The organism is Nocardioides epinepheli (assembly GCF_037936805.1).
In the GTDB taxonomy this organism is placed as follows: domain Bacteria; phylum Actinomycetota; class Actinomycetes; order Propionibacteriales; family Nocardioidaceae; genus Nocardioides.
The window spans coordinates 55564-72333 of sequence record NZ_JBBMMC010000013.1 but is presented as its reverse complement, the minus strand read 5'-3'; the positions used below and the strand labels follow the sequence as shown (position 1 = coordinate 72333).

General features: G+C 73.0%; 14 protein-coding genes. All 14 read left to right on the top strand.

What is annotated here, in order from left to right:
- Window positions 1-80 precede the first annotated feature (80 nt).
- Window positions 81-1370 carry a MinD/ParA family ATP-binding protein gene (locus WMR31_RS16945; protein WP_340540052.1) on the top strand — a complete coding sequence of 430 codons (1290 nt, stop codon included), beginning with the start codon at window positions 81-83 and terminating at the stop codon, window positions 1368-1370.
- Window positions 1371-1653: 283 nt separating this feature from the next.
- The gene (pyrR, locus tag WMR31_RS16940) at window positions 1654-2223 is read left to right on the top strand and encodes a bifunctional pyr operon transcriptional regulator/uracil phosphoribosyltransferase PyrR (RefSeq protein WP_340540051.1); all 570 of its coding nucleotides are present in this window, start codon (window positions 1654-1656) and stop codon (window positions 2221-2223) included.
- Window positions 2220-3149 carry an aspartate carbamoyltransferase catalytic subunit gene (locus tag WMR31_RS16935; protein ID WP_340540050.1) on the top strand — a complete coding sequence of 310 codons (930 nt, stop codon included), beginning with the start codon at window positions 2220-2222 and terminating at the stop codon, window positions 3147-3149. The genes pyrR and WMR31_RS16935 overlap by 4 nt, the downstream gene beginning before the upstream one ends.
- Entirely contained in the window at window positions 3146-4474 is a 1329-nt protein-coding gene (locus WMR31_RS16930; protein WP_340540049.1) for a dihydroorotase, read from the top strand. Before WMR31_RS16935 ends, WMR31_RS16930 begins: the two co-directional genes overlap by 4 nt.
- Before the next feature lie 169 nt (window positions 4475-4643).
- On the top strand, window positions 4644-7100 hold the full coding sequence (hrpB, locus tag WMR31_RS16925; RefSeq protein ID WP_340540048.1) for an ATP-dependent helicase HrpB: 2457 nt from the start codon (window positions 4644-4646) through the stop codon (window positions 7098-7100).
- 65 nt (window positions 7101-7165) lie between these two features.
- Window positions 7166-8320: a glutamine-hydrolyzing carbamoyl-phosphate synthase small subunit gene (gene carA, locus WMR31_RS16920; protein ID WP_340540047.1), complete on the top strand. Its 1155-nt coding sequence runs from the start codon at window positions 7166-7168 to the stop codon at window positions 8318-8320.
- Window positions 8320-11679, top strand: coding sequence for a carbamoyl-phosphate synthase large subunit (gene carB, locus WMR31_RS16915; protein ID WP_340540046.1), 3360 nt, complete (start codon window positions 8320-8322; stop codon window positions 11677-11679). Before carA ends, carB begins: the two co-directional genes overlap by 1 nt.
- The gene (locus WMR31_RS16910; protein WP_340540045.1) at window positions 11679-12722 is read left to right on the top strand and encodes a quinone-dependent dihydroorotate dehydrogenase; all 1044 of its coding nucleotides are present in this window, start codon (window positions 11679-11681) and stop codon (window positions 12720-12722) included. Before carB ends, WMR31_RS16910 begins: the two co-directional genes overlap by 1 nt.
- Window positions 12719-13543, top strand: coding sequence for an orotidine-5'-phosphate decarboxylase (gene pyrF / locus WMR31_RS16905; RefSeq protein ID WP_340540044.1), 825 nt, complete (start codon window positions 12719-12721; stop codon window positions 13541-13543). The genes WMR31_RS16910 and pyrF overlap by 4 nt, the downstream gene beginning before the upstream one ends.
- A 26-nt stretch (window positions 13544-13569) precedes the next feature.
- Complete coding sequence (locus WMR31_RS16900; protein WP_340540043.1) at window positions 13570-14010, top strand: hypothetical protein; 441 nt, start codon at window positions 13570-13572, stop codon at window positions 14008-14010.
- Window positions 14011-14142: 132 nt separating this feature from the next.
- Window positions 14143-14463, top strand: a complete 321-nt coding sequence (gene mihF / locus WMR31_RS16895; RefSeq protein WP_340540042.1) for an integration host factor, actinobacterial type — start codon at window positions 14143-14145, stop codon at window positions 14461-14463.
- Between the two features lie 7 nt (window positions 14464-14470).
- Window positions 14471-15046: a guanylate kinase gene (gene gmk / locus WMR31_RS16890; RefSeq protein ID WP_340540041.1), complete on the top strand. Its 576-nt coding sequence runs from the start codon at window positions 14471-14473 to the stop codon at window positions 15044-15046.
- A gap of 36 nt (window positions 15047-15082) precedes the next feature.
- Window positions 15083-15415, top strand: coding sequence for a DNA-directed RNA polymerase subunit omega (gene rpoZ / locus WMR31_RS16885; protein WP_340540040.1), 333 nt, complete (start codon window positions 15083-15085; stop codon window positions 15413-15415).
- A 4-nt stretch (window positions 15416-15419) separates the two neighbouring features.
- Entirely contained in the window at window positions 15420-16706 is a 1287-nt protein-coding gene (gene coaBC / locus WMR31_RS16880) for a bifunctional phosphopantothenoylcysteine decarboxylase/phosphopantothenate--cysteine ligase CoaBC (RefSeq protein ID WP_340540124.1), read from the top strand.
- Window positions 16707-16770 lie beyond the last annotated feature (64 nt).

The window sequence follows — 16770 nt, the reverse complement described above, 5'->3', positions numbered from 1 at the left end:
CCGAGCACCAGTCGGATACCAGCGACCGACTCTTCACCTCCGAAGAGCTCCACGACTACTCCCGTGAACAGGAGCGGCGCGTGAGCGATCACCTCAGCGACCATCTCGCAGATCCGGTGAGCGATCAGGTGCCGCCCGCCGAACGCGGCCAGCCGGCCGGGCCGGCCGGCTCCGCCGGCCCGTGGCCGGGCGGCGCGGGACCCACGGGTCCGCCCCCGGCCGGCCCACCGCCCGGCTACGCCGCGCAGCCCGGCTACGCCCCGGCGCCGCCGTCATCGGCTCCCACGGCCCCGTCCGCTCCGCCTGCGCCGATGGCGCCGCCACACCAGGAGCCGGCGCCGGCTCCGGTTCCGGCTCCGGTCCAGGAGGCACCGGCCGAGACCGCCCACCAGCCCGACGTCGCTCCGGTCGCCGCAGCGGGGGAGCCGCGCCGGTTCATGACCGCGACCGACTTCCTCGACCGTCGCGACAGCGAGCAGGGCCTCGGCCCCGCGTCGTGGGGTTGGCGCGGCCGAGTGCGTCGGTGGACCGGTGGCCTGATCAAACCGGCGATGGGAGCAAAGGAGCGCGCCTACGAGGACGACCGCGCGATGATCCAGCGCGACTTCGACGGCCCACGCACGATCGCCTTCGTCAACCCCAAGGGCGGTGCCGCCAAGACCACGGGCGTGCTGGCCGCGGGCTACACCTTCGGCACGGTGCGCGGCGGTGGCGTGGTCGCGTGGGACAACAACGAGACCCGCGGCACCCTCGGCATCCGGGGCACCCGCAGCACCCACCGCAACACCACGCGCGAGTTGCTGGAGGACCTCGAGCGGTTCAAGGACGTCTACCAGTCGCGCATCGGCGACCTCGGCGCGTTCGTGCGCTCCCAGGGCGACGCACACTTCGACGTCCTCGCCTCCGACGAGCGCCCCGACGTCACCGGCATGATCAAGGCCTCCGACTTCAACGAGGTCCATCAGCTGCTCGAGCGCTTCTATCGCGTGATCATCGTGGACACCGGCAACAACATGCGCGCCGAGAACTGGCTGGCCGCCGCGGACGCCGCCGACCTGCTCGTGGTCACCAGCACCGTGCGTGAGGACACCGGCTACAGCGGCCTGTGGATGCTCGACGCCCTCCAGGACGCCGGCATCACCGACCTGAAGCACAAGGCCGTCACGGTGCTGTCCGACCCCTCCGACAAGGTCGACACCAAGCTCGTCTCCGACCTCACCGGCGTCTACGAGCAGCGCACCCGCGCGGTCTACCGGGTGCCCTACGACCCGGTGCTCGTCTCCGGCTCCGTGGTGCCCTACGCCCAGCTCTCAGCAGCCACTCGTCGCGCCTGGCTCCGCGCGTGTGCCGGGATGTCCGAAGCGCTCTGAGTCCGCGGGTTCTGCGTGGCTCGGCGCGCCTTCGAGGCGTCCCGTGGCCATCCCGCGCGACGGCAGGTTGTGGATGGGGCCGGGATAGTTTGAGGCGTTATCAACCTTCTGGACCCCGGCCGAGGTTGATGACGCCTCAAAGTATCGGGCCCGGGCCGCTTGTCCACAGGTTCGGGTGCGCGGGAGGAGGGGCGGTGGGGGCGGGGGCGGCTGCTAGGGTCGACCGCGATCGACATCCTTTAACGAGCCGTCCTGTGAGGCGGAGAAGGAGGTCCGGAGCACTGTGTGTGCCCAGCCCGAGCCGGACGCGAATGCTGATGTCCACCCCGAGGGCCGCACGGTCCTCGACTCCCGTGACATCGCCCGGGCGTTGACCCGGATCGCCCACGAGATCCTCGAGCGCAACAAGGGCGCCGCCGACCTGGTGCTGCTCGGCATCCCCAGCCGTGGGGTGCCGCTGGCCCGGCGGGTCGGCGAGCGGATCCGCGACGTCGAGGGCGTGGACGTGCCGGTCGGCGCGCTCGACATCACCATGTACCGCGACGACCTGCGTCGTCATCCGGCCCGAAGCCCGCACCCGACGCAGGTGCCTCCCGGCGGCATCGACGGCAAGACGGTGGTGCTGGTCGACGACGTGCTCTACTCCGGGCGCACCGTGCGAGCCGCGCTCGACGCGCTCAACGACCTCGGCCGCCCCGACGTCGTCCGGCTCGCGGTCCTGGTCGATCGCGGTCATCGCGAGCTCCCGATCCGGGCCGACCACGTCGGGAAGAACCTGCCCAGCGCACGCACCGAGCGGGTGATGGTGCGGTTGGCCGACACCGACGACGTCGAGGGGGTGTGGATCGGATGAGGCGCCACCTGCTGAGCATCGACGACCTGGACGTCGACGACATCGACACCCTGTTCGCCACCGCCGCGGAGATGCACGACGTGCAGCGCCGCGAGGTCAAGAAGTTGCCCGCGCTGCGCGGGCGCACGGTGATCAACCTGTTCTTCGAGGACTCCACCCGTACCCGGTCCAGCTTCGAGATCGCCGGAAAGTGGCTCTCGGCCGACACGATCAACATCGCCGCCAAGGGCAGCTCGGCGAGCAAGGGCGAGAGCCTGCGCGACACCGTGCTCACCATCGCCGCGATGGGCGTCGACGCCCTGGTGATGCGCCACCCCGCCAGCGGCGCCGCGCTCCAGGTGAGCCAGTGGGTCGACGCCGCGGTCATCAACGCCGGCGACGGCACCCACGAGCACCCGACCCAGGCGCTGCTGGACGCCTACACCCTCCGACGCCGCCTCGGCACCCTGGAGGGCCAGAAGATCGCGATCGTCGGCGACCTCACCCACAGCCGGGTCTTCCGAAGCAACGTGCTGTGCCTGACCAAGCTCGGCGCCGAGGTCACCGTCGTCGCCCCGCCGACGCTGATGCCCAGCGGCATCGGGCCGTGGTCGGCACAGGCCGGGTTCGCGACGTCCTACGACCTCGACGAGGTGCTGCCCGAGGCCGACGCGGTGATGATGCTGCGGGTCCAGCGCGAGCGGATGAGCGGTGGCTACTTCCCCAGCCCGCGCGAGTACACAGTCGGCTACGGGCTCACCCGCGACCGCCTCGGAGTGCTCGGTCCCGACGTCCCCATCTGCCACCCGGGACCGATGAACCGCGGCCTGGAGATCGCCGCCGACGCCGCGGACGCCGCCCAGTCGGCCGTCCTCGACCAGGTCTCGGCCGGGGTCGCGATCCGGATGGCGGTCCTCTACCACCTCCTCGCAGGAGAAGAGTCATGAGCAACCCTGTCCTCCTCACCGGCGCCCGCCTCCTCGGCGAGGACGCCGTCGACCTGCTCCTGCGCGACGGCGTGATCGCCGAGATCGGCACCACCCCCGGCCAGTTGAGCGCCGACGGCGCGCAGGTGGTCGACGCCGACGGCCTGGTCGCGCTGCCGGGCCTGGTCGACCTGCACACCCACCTGCGCGAGCCGGGCCGCGAGGACGCCGAGACGATCCGCACCGGTTCTCAGGCCGCCGCCGTCGGGGGCTACACCGCCGTGCTGGCCATGGCCAACACCAACCCGGTCACCGACACCGCCGAGGCGGCCGAGCGGGTCCACGACCTCGGCCGCGCCGCCGGGCTGGTCGACGTCCACCCGGTGGGAGCGGTGACCCGGGGGCTGGCCGGCGAGGAGCTCGCCGAGCTCGGTCTCATGCATCGCTCCCGCGCCGGTGTCACGGTGTTCTCCGACGACGGCCGATGCGTGGCCGACGCCCGGGTGATGCGCCGGGCGCTGGAGTACGTCAAGGCGTTCGGCGGCGTCGTCAGCCAGCACGCGCAGGACCCGGACCTCGCGGGCCCCACCGCCTGCTGCCACGAGGGCGAGCTCTCGGGGCGCCTCGGCCTTCCCGGCTGGCCGGGCATCGCCGAGGAGGTCATCGTCGCTCGCGACGTGATGCTCGCCCGGCACACCGGCTCGCGCGTCCACGTCGCCCACGCCTCGACCGCGGGCACCGTCGAGGTGCTGCGCTGGGCCAAGGAGCAGGCCGCCGTCGACGGCACCTGGGCGGTCACCGCCGAGGTCACCCCGCACCACCTGCTGCTCACCACCGACCTGCTCGCCTCCGAGAACGGCGGCTACGACCCCACCTTCAAGGTCAACCCGCCGCTGCGTCCGCAGGAGGACGTCGACGCCGTCCGCGATGCACTCGCCGACGGCACCATCGACGCCGTGGCCACCGACCACGCCCCGCACGCCCGCCACGACAAGGAGCACGCCTTCGTCGACGCCGCCTTCGGGATGCTCGGCCTCGAGACGGCCCTGCCCGTGGTGGCCACCGTGATGGTGGAGTCGGGCCGGATGTCGTGGGCCGACGTCGCCCGCGTCATGTCGGCCACTCCGGCGCGGATCGCCGGGCTCGCCGACCAGGGCCGTCCGCTGGAGGTGGGCGCGCCGGCGAACCTGGTGCTCATCGACCCGGCCACCCCGCTGGTGGTCGATCGCGACGCCTCGGTCTCCCTCTCGCGCAACAACCCCTGGCACGGCCGCACCCTCGGCGCCAGCGTGCGCGCTACGTTCCTGCGCGGCGTCCCGACCGTCCTCGACGGGGCGCTGGTGTGAGTGGTGGGCCGGGCGCCGGGATTTCCCCGGTCGACCGGGGAAACCTGAACTTCGCGGCCGATATCCCGGCCGACAAGTTCATGGATCGGCCGCCCAGTCGGACCCCGGGGCGTCCACGGCTCAGGACCGCGCGCCGCCGGTCGTCGTGAGGAGGGGCCTGGACGAACTGGTGGCTGCCCCGCCCGCGTTGCCGGTCGCGGCCGGGTTGGGGCGGATCACCGACGCCGTCCAGGCAACCGGCGCGGTCGTGGTCCAGGCGCCGCCGGGCTCGGGCAAGACGACGCTCGTCCCGCCCGCGATCGCGCTCACGGTCGCCGGCGGCGGGCGCGTCGTGGTCACCCAGCCCCGCCGGATCGCGGCGCGAGCGGCCGCCAGGCGACTCGCCGCGCTGCTGGGCGAGCCGGTGGGGGAGACCGTCGGGTACACCGTCCGCGGCGAGTCCCGCACCGGCCCGAGCACCCGCATCGAGATGGTCACCCCGGGCGTCCTGCTGCGCCGCCTCCAGCGCGACCCCGACCTCCCGGACGTCGCCGCCGTGGTGCTCGACGAGGTGCACGAGCGCCAGCTCGACGCCGACCTGGTGCTCGCGCTGCTGGTCGACGTCCGCCGCCACCTGCGCGACGACCTCCCCCTGGTCGCGATGTCGGCCACCGTCGAGGCCGAGCGCACCGCCGCCCTCCTCGACGGCGCCGCGGTGGTCACCGTCCCCGGTGCGCTGCATCCGGTCGCGCGCCGCTGGGCGCCGCCACCGCCGGGCGTGCTGGCCCGGGACGAGCGCGGCGTCACGCCGGCCTTCCTCGACCACGTCGCCACCACCACCCGCCGCGCGCTCGCCGAGGAGACCGGTGACGTGCTCGTGTTCGTGCCGGGCGTGCGGGAGATTGGTGCGGTGACGAGGCGGCTCTCCGGCATCGACGCCGACGTCGTCGAGCTGCACGGCCGCCTGGACGCCCGGGCCCAGGATCGCGCGCTGAGCCCTGGCACGACGCGCCGGGTCGTCGTCACCACCGACGTCGCGGAGTCCTCGCTCACCGTGCCGGGGGTGCGGATCGTCGTCGACGCCGGGCTGGCCCGCCGCCCGCAGACCGACCACCGCCGCGGCCTGGCGGGACTGGTCACCGTGCGCGTCAGCAAGGCCGCCGCCGACCAGCGCGCCGGGCGTGCCGGGCGCGAGGGCCCGGGGGTCGTGCTCCGCTGCTGGAGCGAGGAGGAGCACAGCCGGCTCGACGAGCATCCCGCCCCCGAGATCGCGACCGCCGACCTCGCCGGGTTCGCGCTCGAGCTCGCCTTGTGGGGTGCGCCCGACGGCGCCGGCCTCGCCCTGCTCGACTCGCCACCCGCACCCGCCATGGACGCCGCCCACGCCGTCCTCACCGACCTCGGTGCCCTGGACGACGACCACGCGCTCACCGACCGCGGTCGCGCCATCGCCAGGGTCCCGGCCGACCCGCGCCTGGCCCGCGCTCTCCTCGACGGCGCCGCGAGCGTGGGCTCGAAGCGTGCCGCGGAGGTGGTCGCGCTGCTCGCCGAGGACCTCCGCGCCCCCGACGGCGACCTCGTCGCCGCGTTGCGCCGCGCCCGGCGCGAGCGTGACCCCGGCTGGCGGGCAGCGGCACAGCGCTTCGCGGGCCTGATCGACGACCACCCGCACGGGACGCCGGGATCCACCGGCCTCACCGACGACCAGGCCGTCGGGCTGATCGTGGCGCTGGCCCACCCCGACCGGATCGCCCGGTTGCGGCCCGGCGGCGCCAGCTACGCCACCGTCGGCGGCACCGGCGCGACCCTCGCGCCGGGAGCAGCCCTCACCGCAACCACCTGGCTCGCGGTCGCCGACGCCGAGCGCCGGCCCGGGCAGCGCGACGCGACCATCCGCTCGGCGGCTCCGATCGACGAGGCCACCGCGCTGGAGACCGCCGCCGCCCGCTGGCACGAGGACGACGTCGTCACCTGGCGCGCCGGCCGGATCACCGCCCGGCGAGTCACCCGGCTCGGCGCGATCGAGCTCGCCAGCACCCCGATCGCCGACCCCGACCCCGCCGCGGTCACCGCGGCGATCGCGGAGGCGCTGCGGCGCGACGGGCTGGACACCCTGCGCTGGACCGACGCCGCGGTCTCCCTGCGTCGCCGCCTGGCCTTCCTGCACCGCACCCTCGGCGAGCCGTGGCCCGACGTCTCCGACGATGCCCTCCTCGGCGCAGCCGACCAGTGGCTGGTGGGCACCGACCCGAGGCGGCTCGACGTCGCGGCCGCCCTGCGGCGCCTGCTGCCCTGGCCGGAGGCCGCCCGCCTCGACGAGCTCGCGCCCGAGCACGTCACGGTGCCGAGCGGCTCCAGGGTGCGCATCGACTACGAGCCCGACGTGCCGGTGCTCGCCGTGCGGATCCAGGAGGTCTTCGGCTGGGACCGGGCGCCGCGCCTGGCCGAGGGCCGGGTATCGCTCCTGCTGCACCTGCTCTCGCCCGCCCGTCGTCCGGCCGCGGTGACCGCCGACCTCGCCTCGTTCTGGGCCTCGGGCTATCCCCAGGTCCGCGCGGAGCTGCGGGGCCGCTATCCCAAGCACGCGTGGCCCGACGACCCGCTGTCCGCGACGCCCACCAGGGGCACCGGACGCTCGCGGCGCTGATAGTCTCCGGCCTAGCTCTGCATCCTTTAACGATCCGTCCCGTGAGGCGGAGAAGGAGGTACGGCGTGCCGCGTCCTGCCCAGCATGCCCCCGCGATCCTGGTCCTCGAAGACGGTCGCACCTTCCGCGGCGACGCCTACGGCGCCGTCGGCGAGACCTTCGGCGAAGCCGTCTTCAACACCGGCATGACCGGCTACCAGGAGACCCTCACCGATCCGTCGTACCACCGCCAGGTGGTGGTGATGACCGCGCCGCACGTCGGCAACACCGGCGTCAACGACGAGGACGCCGAGTCCCGGCGCATCTGGGTCGCCGGGTACGTCGTGCGCGACCCCGCCCGGGTGCCGTCGAACTGGCGCAGCGCCCGCAGCCTCGACGACGAGCTGCGCGAGCAGGGCGTCGTCGGCATCTCCGGCATCGACACCCGCGCCCTCACCCGCCACCTGCGCGAGCGCGGCGCGATGCGGGTCGGCATCTCCTCGACCACCACCGACGCCGAGGCGCTGCTCGAGCGGGTCCGCTCCTCCGGCGAGATGGCCGGCTCCGAGCTGGCCGGCGAGGTCAGCACGGGGGAGTCCTACGTGGTCCCGGCGATCGGAGAGCGCCGCTTCACCGTCGCCGCGCTCGACCTCGGCATCAAGTCGATGACCCCGCACCGGATGGCCGAGCGCGGCATCGAGGTGCACGTGCTCCCCGCCACCGCGACCCTCGACGACATCCTCGCGGTCGGCCCCGACGGTCTCTTCTACTCCAACGGCCCCGGAGACCCGGCGGCCACCGTGGGCCAGGTCGAGGTGCTCCGCGGAGCGCTGGAGCGCGGCATCGCGTACTTCGGCATCTGCTTCGGAAACCAGCTCTTCGGCCGCGCGCTCGGCTTCGGCACCTACAAGCTGAAGTACGGGCACCGCGGGATCAACCAGCCGGTGCTCGACCGCACCACCGGCAAGGTCGAGGTCACCGCCCACAACCACGGCTTCGCCGTCGACGCACCGCTCGACGCTCCCACCGCCACGCCCTACGGCACCGCCACGGTGAGCCACGTCTGCCTCAACGACGACGTCGTCGAGGGACTCGAGCTGCGCTCCGAGGACGGCACGCTCAAGGCGTTCTCGGTGCAGTACCACCCCGAGGCCGCCGCCGGACCCCACGACGCCGGATACCTGTTCGACCGCTTCGCCGAGCTCATGAGCCGGCAGGCCCAGCAGAAGGTGACCGCCTGATGCCCAAGCGCACCGACATCAAGTCCGTGATGGTCATCGGGTCGGGCCCGATCGTGATCGGCCAGGCCTGCGAGTTCGACTACTCCGGCACCCAGGCCTGCCGGGTGCTCAAGGCCGAGGGCCTGCGGGTGATCCTGGTCAACTCCAACCCGGCCACGATCATGACCGATCCCGAGTTCGCCGACGCCACCTACGTCGAGCCGATCACCCCCGAGTACGTCGAGATGGTCATCGCCAAGGAGCGCCCCGACGCGCTGCTGCCCACCCTCGGCGGCCAGACCGCGCTCAACGCCGCGATCGCGCTGCACGAGAACGGCGTGCTGGACAAGTACGGCGTGGAGATGATCGGCGCCTCCTTCGACGCGATCCACCGCGGGGAGAACCGCGAGCTGTTCAACGCGATCGTCGAGAAGGTCGGCGGCGAGGTCGCCCGCAGCGTGGTGTGCCACACGCTGGAGGACTGCGAGCAGGCCGTCGCCGAGCTCGGCTACCCGGCCGTCGTCCGCCCCTCCTTCACCATGGGCGGCACCGGCTCCGGCATCGCCTACGGCCCCGAGGACCTGGCCCGTATCGCCGGCGCCGGGCTGGCCGCCAGCCCGACCACCGAGGTGCTGATCGAGGAGTCGATCATCGGGTGGAAGGAGTACGAGCTGGAGGTGATGCGCGACAAGGCCGACAACGTCGTCATCGTCTGCTCGATCGAGAACGTCGACCCGATGGGCGTCCACACCGGCGACTCGATCACCGTCGCCCCCGCGATGACGCTCACCGACCGTGAGTACCAGCACCTGCGCGACCTGGCCATCGGCATCATCCGCGAGGTCGGCGTCGACACCGGCGGCTGCAACATCCAGTACGCCGTCAACCCCGACGACGGCCGGGTCATCGTCATCGAGATGAACCCGCGGGTCTCCCGCTCCAGCGCACTGGCCTCCAAGGCCACCGGCTTCCCGATCGCCAAGATCGCCGCCAAGGTCGCCATCGGCTACACCCTCGACGAGATCCCCAACGACATCACCCTCGAGACCCCGGCGGCCTTCGAGCCCACCCTCGACTACGTCGTGGTGAAGGTGCCCCGGTTCGCCTTCGAGAAGTTCCCCGGCGCCGACCCCACGCTCACCACCCACATGAAGAGCGTGGGCGAGGCGATGGCGATCGGGCGCAACTTCACCGAGGCCCTGCAGAAGGCACTGCGCTCCCTGGAGAGCAAGGACGCCGCCTTCGACTGGCACCAGGAGTGGGTCGATCTCGACAAGGAAGCCCTCCTCGAGGAGATCCGCACCCCGCACGACGGGCGCCTCAAGCAGGTGATGGACGCGCTGCGCGCCGGCGCCACGCCGGAGGAGATCTTCGAGGCCACCCGGATCGACCCCTGGTTCGTCGACCAGCTGCTGCTGATCAACGAGGTCGCCGAGGAGGTCACCGCCGCGCCCGAGCTGACGCCGGAGATCCTGCGGCGGGCCAAGCGGCACGGCTTCTCCGACGCCCAGATCGGCAAGATCCGCGGGATGAGCGCCGACGTCGTGCGCGGCGTCCGGCACGCCCTCGGCATCCGGCCTGTCTACAAGACCGTCGACACCTGCGCCGCGGAGTTCGCCGCCCGCACGCCCTACCACTACAGCTCCTACGACGAGGAGTCCGAGGTCGCACCGCGCGAGCGTCCCGCGGTCATCATCCTCGGCTCGGGGCCCAACCGGATCGGTCAGGGCATCGAGTTCGACTACTCCTGTGTGCACGCCTCGCTCGCGTTGAGCGATCCTGGCCTGCCCGGCGGCGGCTACGACACGGTGATGGTCAACTGCAACCCCGAGACCGTCTCCACCGACTACGACACCTCCGACCGGCTCTACTTCGAGCCGCTCACCCTCGAGGACGTCCTGGAGATCGTGCACGCCGAGCAGCAGGCCGGCCCCGTGGCCGGGGTGATCTGCCAGCTCGGAGGGCAGACGCCGCTCGGCCTGGCCCAGGGGCTGGCCGCCAACGGCGTCCCGATCGTCGGCACCTCGCCCGATGCGATCGACCTCGCCGAGGACCGCGGCGCCTTCGGCCGGGTGCTGGCCGACGCCGGTCTGGTGGCGCCCAAGCACGGCACCGCGACGTCGTTCCCCGAGGCCCAGCGGATCGCCGCGGAGGTCGGCTACCCGGTGCTGGTGCGTCCCTCCTACGTGCTCGGCGGACGCGGCATGGAGATCGTCTACGGCGACGAGGCGCTGCGCTCCTACCTGGAGAAGTACGTCGCCGCCGGGCTGATCAGCCGTGAGGCCCCGGTGCTGGTCGACCGGTTCGTCGACGACGCCGTCGAGGTCGACGTCGATGCGCTCTTCGACGGCGAGGAGCTCTTCCTCGGCGGGGTGATGGAGCACATCGAGGAGGCCGGCATCCACTCCGGCGACTCCAGCTGCGCGCTGCCCCCGATCACCCTCGGCGCGGGCGAGACCGAGCGGATCCGGGCCGCCACCGAGGCGATCGCCCGCGGCGTCGGCGTGCGCGGCCTGCTGAACATCCAGTTCGCCCTCGGCTCGGACATCCTCTACGTGCTCGAGGCCAACCCGCGCGCCTCGCGCACGGTTCCGTTCGTGTCCAAGGCCACCTCGACCCCGCTGGCGAAGGCGGCGGCCCGGGTGATGCTGGGGGAGTCGATCGCCGACCTCCGCGCGGCCGGCGTGCTCCCGGCCACCGGCGACGGCGGCGCCCTGCCGGCCGACCAGCCGATCGCGGTCAAGGAGGCGGTGATGCCGTTCAACCGGTTCCGCACCCCCGACGGCCAGCAGGTCGACACGGTGCTGGGACCGGAGATGAAGTCCACCGGTGAGGTGATGGGTCTCGACCGCGACTTCGGGACGGCGTTCAGCAAGTCGCAGGCCGCGGCGTTCGGGCCGCTCCCACAGCCGGTCGTCGACGGCCGCCCGAGCCGGATCTTCGTCTCGATGGCCAACCGCGACAAGCGCTCCATGGTCTTCCCGATCAAGGTGCTGGCCGACCTCGGCTTCGAGATCCTCGCCACCCAGGGCACCGCCGAGGTGCTGCGCCGCAACGGCGTGGCGTGCGGGGTGGTGCGCAAGCACTTCGACGGCCCCGGGCCCGACGGCGAGCGCACCACCGTCCAGCTGATCCACGACGGCGAGATCCAGCTGATCATCAACACCCCCTACGGCGGGGGCGCGACCGTGGAGGGCGGCAACACCCGTCTGGACGGCTACGAGATCCGCACCGCCGCGGTCCGGGCCAACGTCCCGTGCATCACGACCGTCCAGGGGCTCGGCGCCGCCGTCCAGGGCATCGAGGCGATCCAACGCGGCGACGTCGGCGTCCGGAGCCTGCAGGACTGGGCCCGCGACACCGCCGCCGGGCGGGAGTGATGGGCGCCTACCGGCGGGTCTTCGAGCACGGCCTGCGCCGTCTGGATCCCGAGCGCTCGCACCGGCTCGGGTTCGCCGCGGTGCGCGCGGGCGGCCCCCTGCTGGCCCGGCTGCCGGGGGTGGCCGCAGCACCGGTCTCCGCGATGGGCCTCACCTTCCCCCACGTCCTGGGGCTCGCGGCCGGCTTCGACAAGGACGCACGGGGCATCGACGCCCTCGCCGCGCTCGGCTTCGGGCACGTCGAGGTCGGCACGGTCACCGGTCGCCCGCAGCCCGGCAACCCCACGCCCCGGCTGTTCCGGCTGGTCTCGGACCGGGCGATCGTCAACCGGATGGGCTTCAACAACGAGGGCGCCGAGGCCGTCGCGGCCCGGCTCGGGGCCCGCGCCGCACGCCGCCGCGACGCCGAGGGCCCGGTGCTCGGCGTCAACATCGGCAAGACCAAGGTCGTCCCCGAGGACGACCAGGACGCCGTCCTGGCCGACTACGCGCTCAGCACCCGCCTGCTCGCCCCGCACGCCGACTACCTCGTGGTCAACGTGAGCTCGCCGAACACCCCGGGGCTGCGCAGCCTCCAGTCCGTCGAGCGTCTCGAACCGCTGCTGCGGCACGTGCGCGAGGTCGCCGACGGCGTCACCACCGGTACGCGGGTGCCCCTGCTGGTCAAGATCGCGCCCGACCTCGCCGACGACGACGTGCTTGCGGTGGCCGATCTCGCCCTGGCGATCGGGCTCGACGGCGTCATCGCCACCAACACCACGATCGGGCGCGACGGGCTGCGCAGCCACCCCGAGCAGATCGCCGAGGCCGGTGCCGGCGGCCTGTCGGGGGCGCCGCTAAAGGAGCGCGCCACCGAGGTGCTGCGACTGCTGCGCGGCCGGGTCGGCCCCGACCTCACCCTGATCGGCGTGGGCGGCATCAGCACCGCCGACGACGCCCGCGAGCGGCTGGCCGCCGGGGCCGACCTGCTCCAGGCCTACACGGCCTTCATCTACGAGGGGCCGCTGTGGCCCCGGCGCATCGTGAAGGAAGTGACCCGATGAACCACTTCGGTGCCCGGTTCCGTGCGGCGCTCGAGGCCCGCGGACCGCTGTGCGTCGGCATCGACCCACACGCCGCGCTGCTGCACGAGTGGGGCCTCGCCGACGACGTCGCGGGCCTGGAGCAGTTCGCGATGACCGTCGTGGAGGCGGTGGCGCCGGTCTGCTCGATGGTGAAGCCCCAGTCGGCGTTCTACGAACGCTTCGGCTCGCGCGGCGTCGCCGTGCTCGAGCGGGTGATCGCCGAGTCGCGGGCGGCGGGGGCGCTGGTGCTGCTCGACGTCAAGCGCGGCGACATCGGCTCCACCTCGCAGGCCTACGCCGAGGCCTACCTCGACCCGGCCAGCCCGCTCGCAGCCGACGCGGTCACCGTGAGCCCCTACCTCGGGTTCGGCTCGCTCACCCCGTTCGTGGAGACCGCCCGTGCCCACGGCACCGGGCTGTTCGTGCTCGCCCTCACCTCCAACCCGGAGGGGCCCGAGGTGCAGCACGCGGTCACCGACACCGGCGAGAGCGTGGGCCGCCGGATGCTCGACCACCTCGCCTCCCTCAACGAGGGTGCGGCGCCGCTCGGCTCGTTCGGCGCCGTCGTCGGGGCGACGATCGGCGACACCGGTACCGACTTCTGCTTCAACGGCCCGATCCTGGCTCCCGGCTTCGGCGCCCAGGGCGGGACCGCCGCCGACATCCGCCGCATCTTCGGAGCGGCCACGCCCGACGTCGCGCCCAGCTCCTCGCGCGAGGTCCTGCAGGCGGGACCGTCGGTGCCGGCCATGCGCGAGGTCGTCGGGAAGGTCAACGCCGAGCTGCGCGAGGCCCGGTGAGCCGGCGCCTCCCACGAGCGGTCGCCGTGACGGCCCTGAGTGGGCTGCTGGGCGGAATGCTGCTGGCCGGATGCGGCGAGGAGCCCGACACGGCCGGCGAGTACTGCGACCTCGTCGTCGACGAGCAGCCCGCGCTGAGCGGGATGATCGTGCCCGAGCGGGGGACCTCCGGGCTGCTGGGTGGACTGCCGGTCTTCGAGCGGCTCGAGGCCGCCGCACCCGAGGCGGTCGACGACGACTGGACGATCATCGTCGGACGGCTCTCCAGCCTGGCCGACCCGCTGCAGGAGGCCGGCGTCGACCCGGCGACCTACGATCCGATCGACCCGCCGACCGGTCTCAGCGAGGACCAGCGCGAGGCCATCGAGGGCGGCGCCGGCAGCGTGGCCTCCGAGGCGCTGCGCGAGGCCCTCGACCGCGTGGATCGGCACGCACATGAGGTCTGCGGAGCCGATCTGGGACTCTGAGCGCGTCCTCGCCGACCGCCGTCCAGGGCGCAGCCGACCGGCGATCGGCCCGCATTGCCGGTCGCGGAGAGGCACCGTTACATTGAGCCGATATCCCTGAGAATCACCAGCCCGACCGAAGGATCCGCGCCCGTGGCCCTGCCTCCCCTCACGCCCGAGCAGCGCCAGGCTGCGCTCGAGAAGGCCGCGGCCTCGCGCCGCGAGCGCGCGGAGGTGAAGAACCGGATCCGCAACGCCGGCGCCTCGATCATCGAGGTGGTGCGCGAGGGCCAGACCAACGAGGTCATCGGCAAGATGCGGGTCATCGACCTGCTCCAGGCCCTGCCCGGACTCGGCAAGGTCCGCGCGCGGCAGGTGATGGAGCGGCTCGGGATCGCGGAGTCGCGTCGCGTGCGAGGCCTGGGCATCAAGCAGATCGCCGCGCTCGAGCGCGAGTTCGCGCCCGACCAGTGAGCGACCGGTGACCGGCCCAGCCTCGAACAACCGTCTCGTCGTCCTCGCCGGCCCGACCGCCGTCGGCAAGGGCACCGTCGCCGCCGCCGTGCGGGAGCGGCACCACGACGTGTGGATCTCGGTCTCGGCCACGACCCGCGCGCCCCGGCCCGGCGAGATCGACGGCGTCCACTACCACTTCGTCGACGACGCGGAGTTCGACCGGCTCATCGCCGAGGGCGAGCTGCTGGAGTGGGCCGTCGTGCACCGCGCGGCCCGCTACGGCACCCCGCGTCGTCCGGTCGAGGAGTCGCTGGCCGCAGGACGCCCCTCGATGCTCGAGATCGACCTCCAAGGCGCCCGGCAGGTGCGCGAGACGATGCCCGAGGCCATCTTCGTGTTCCTCAAGCCGCCCTCCTGGGACGAGCTGGTGCGCCGGCTCGTCGGACGCGGCACCGAGACCGAGGAGGAGCGCACCAGGCGCCTCGACACCGCTCGGGCGGAGCTGGCCGCCGAGTCGGAGTTCGACGTCACGATCGTCAACCACGAAGTTCACGCTGCAGCCGCGGAGTTGGTAAAGTTGATGGAGTCCGGCATCTCATAGCCCGCCGGGCACCCCCGAGTTATGTGAGGCCTTTGCGTGTCTGCGCCCAACATCGATGCCGTCGGCGTCACCAACCCCTCGATCGACGACCTGCTGACCAAGACCGACAGCAAGTACAAGCTGGTCCTCTACAGCGCCAAGCGCGCTCGTCAGATCAACGCCTACTACTCCCAGCTCGGTGAGGGGCTGCTCGAGTACGTCGGCCCGCTGGTCGACACCCACGTGCAGGAGAAGCCCCTCTCGATCGCCCTGCGCGAGATCAACGACGACAAGCTCACCTGCGAGGACGTCGACCCGGCCGAGCTGGCCGCCGAGGAGGCCGCCGCCGCGCAGGCCGCCCTGGACGCCGCCGCCAACTACAGCGAGTGACGCGCTGAGCGAGCGCGCCGCCGACGAGACCGACGGCACGACTGAGGCCGGGCACCCCGAGGGTGTCCGGCCGCGCGTCGTTCTCGGGGTCGGTGGCGGGATCGCCGCCTACAAGGCGTGCGAGCTGCTGCGCCGGCTCACCGAGTCCGGTCACGACGTCACGGTCGTGCCCACCGAGGCCGCGCTCGCCTTCGTGGGAGCCCCCACCTGGGCCGCGCTGTCGGGCAAGCCGGTGGCCACCGACGTGTGGACCGGCGTCCACGAGGTGCCGCACGTACGGATCGGCCAGCAGGCCGACCTCGTCGTCGTCGCACCTGCCACAGCCGACCTGCTCGCGCGGGCCGCGCACGGGCTGGCCGACGACCTGCTCACCAACACCCTGCTCACCGCACGCTGTCCGGTGGTGCTCGCGCCGGCGATGCACACCGAGATGTGGGAGAACGCCGCCACCGTCGCGAACGTCGAGACTCTCCGCTCGCGCGGCGTGCTCGTCGTGGAGCCCGCCGAGGGCCGTCTCACCGGCGCCGACACCGGCAAGGGCCGGCTGCCCGAGCCGGCCGAGCTCTTCGAGGTGTGCACCGAGGTGCTCGCCCGCGGCGCGGACGCTGCGGACCTGCTCGGACGCCGGGTGGTGGTCTCGGCCGGCGGCACCCGTGAGTACCTCGATCCGGTGCGCTTCCTGGGCAACCGCTCCTCGGGCCTGCAGGGCTATGCGCTGGCCCGGGCGGCCGCCGCCCGCGGCGCCGAGGTCACCCTGGTGGCCGCCAATGTGGGCCTGCCCGACCCCGCCGGCGTCACCGTCGTCCGGGTCGAGAGCACCGCCGACCTGCGCGAGGCGGTCCTCGCGGCCACCGCCGACGCCGACGCCGTGGTGATGGCTGCCGCGCCCGCCGACTTCCGCCCCGCGTCGTTCACCGACGCCAAGATCAAGAAGGCCGACGACGGCTCCGCGCCGGCGATCGAGCTGGTGCAGAACCCCGACATCCTGCGCGAGATCTCCGGTGGCGACTCCGGGGAGCGCGCCCGCAAGGACTCGGTCATCGTCGGCTTCGCCGCCGAGACCGGCGATGCCACGGGCTCGGTGCTCGACCTGGCTCGCGCCAAGCTGGCCCGCAAGGGGTGCGACCTGCTCGTCGTCAACGACGTCAGCGGGGGAGCGGTCTTCGGCAGCCCCGACAACGAGGCCGTCATCCTCGGCGCCGACGGCGCCGCCGTCGAGGTGCCGCACGGCTCGAAATCGGCCCTGGCCCACCGGATCTGGGACGAAGTGGCGCGCCGATTCACCAACTGAGACGGCTGTCTTGCATCCTGATCGTGCTGCACTGTGTAGAGAAACTCATCGGAACAAGAGTGGA

Coding starts and splice junctions, on each gene's coding strand:
- WMR31_RS16935 (WP_340540050.1), top strand. CDS start 2,220: ATGAGGCGCCACCTGCTGAGCATCGACGACCTGGACGTCGACGACATC.
- WMR31_RS16930 (WP_340540049.1), top strand. CDS start 3,146: ATGAGCAACCCTGTCCTCCTCACCGGCGCCCGCCTCCTCGGCGAGGAC.
- carB (WP_340540046.1), top strand. CDS start 8,320: ATGCCCAAGCGCACCGACATCAAGTCCGTGATGGTCATCGGGTCGGGC.
- WMR31_RS16910 (WP_340540045.1), top strand. CDS start 11,679: ATGGGCGCCTACCGGCGGGTCTTCGAGCACGGCCTGCGCCGTCTGGAT.
- pyrF (WP_340540044.1), top strand. CDS start 12,719: ATGAACCACTTCGGTGCCCGGTTCCGTGCGGCGCTCGAGGCCCGCGGA.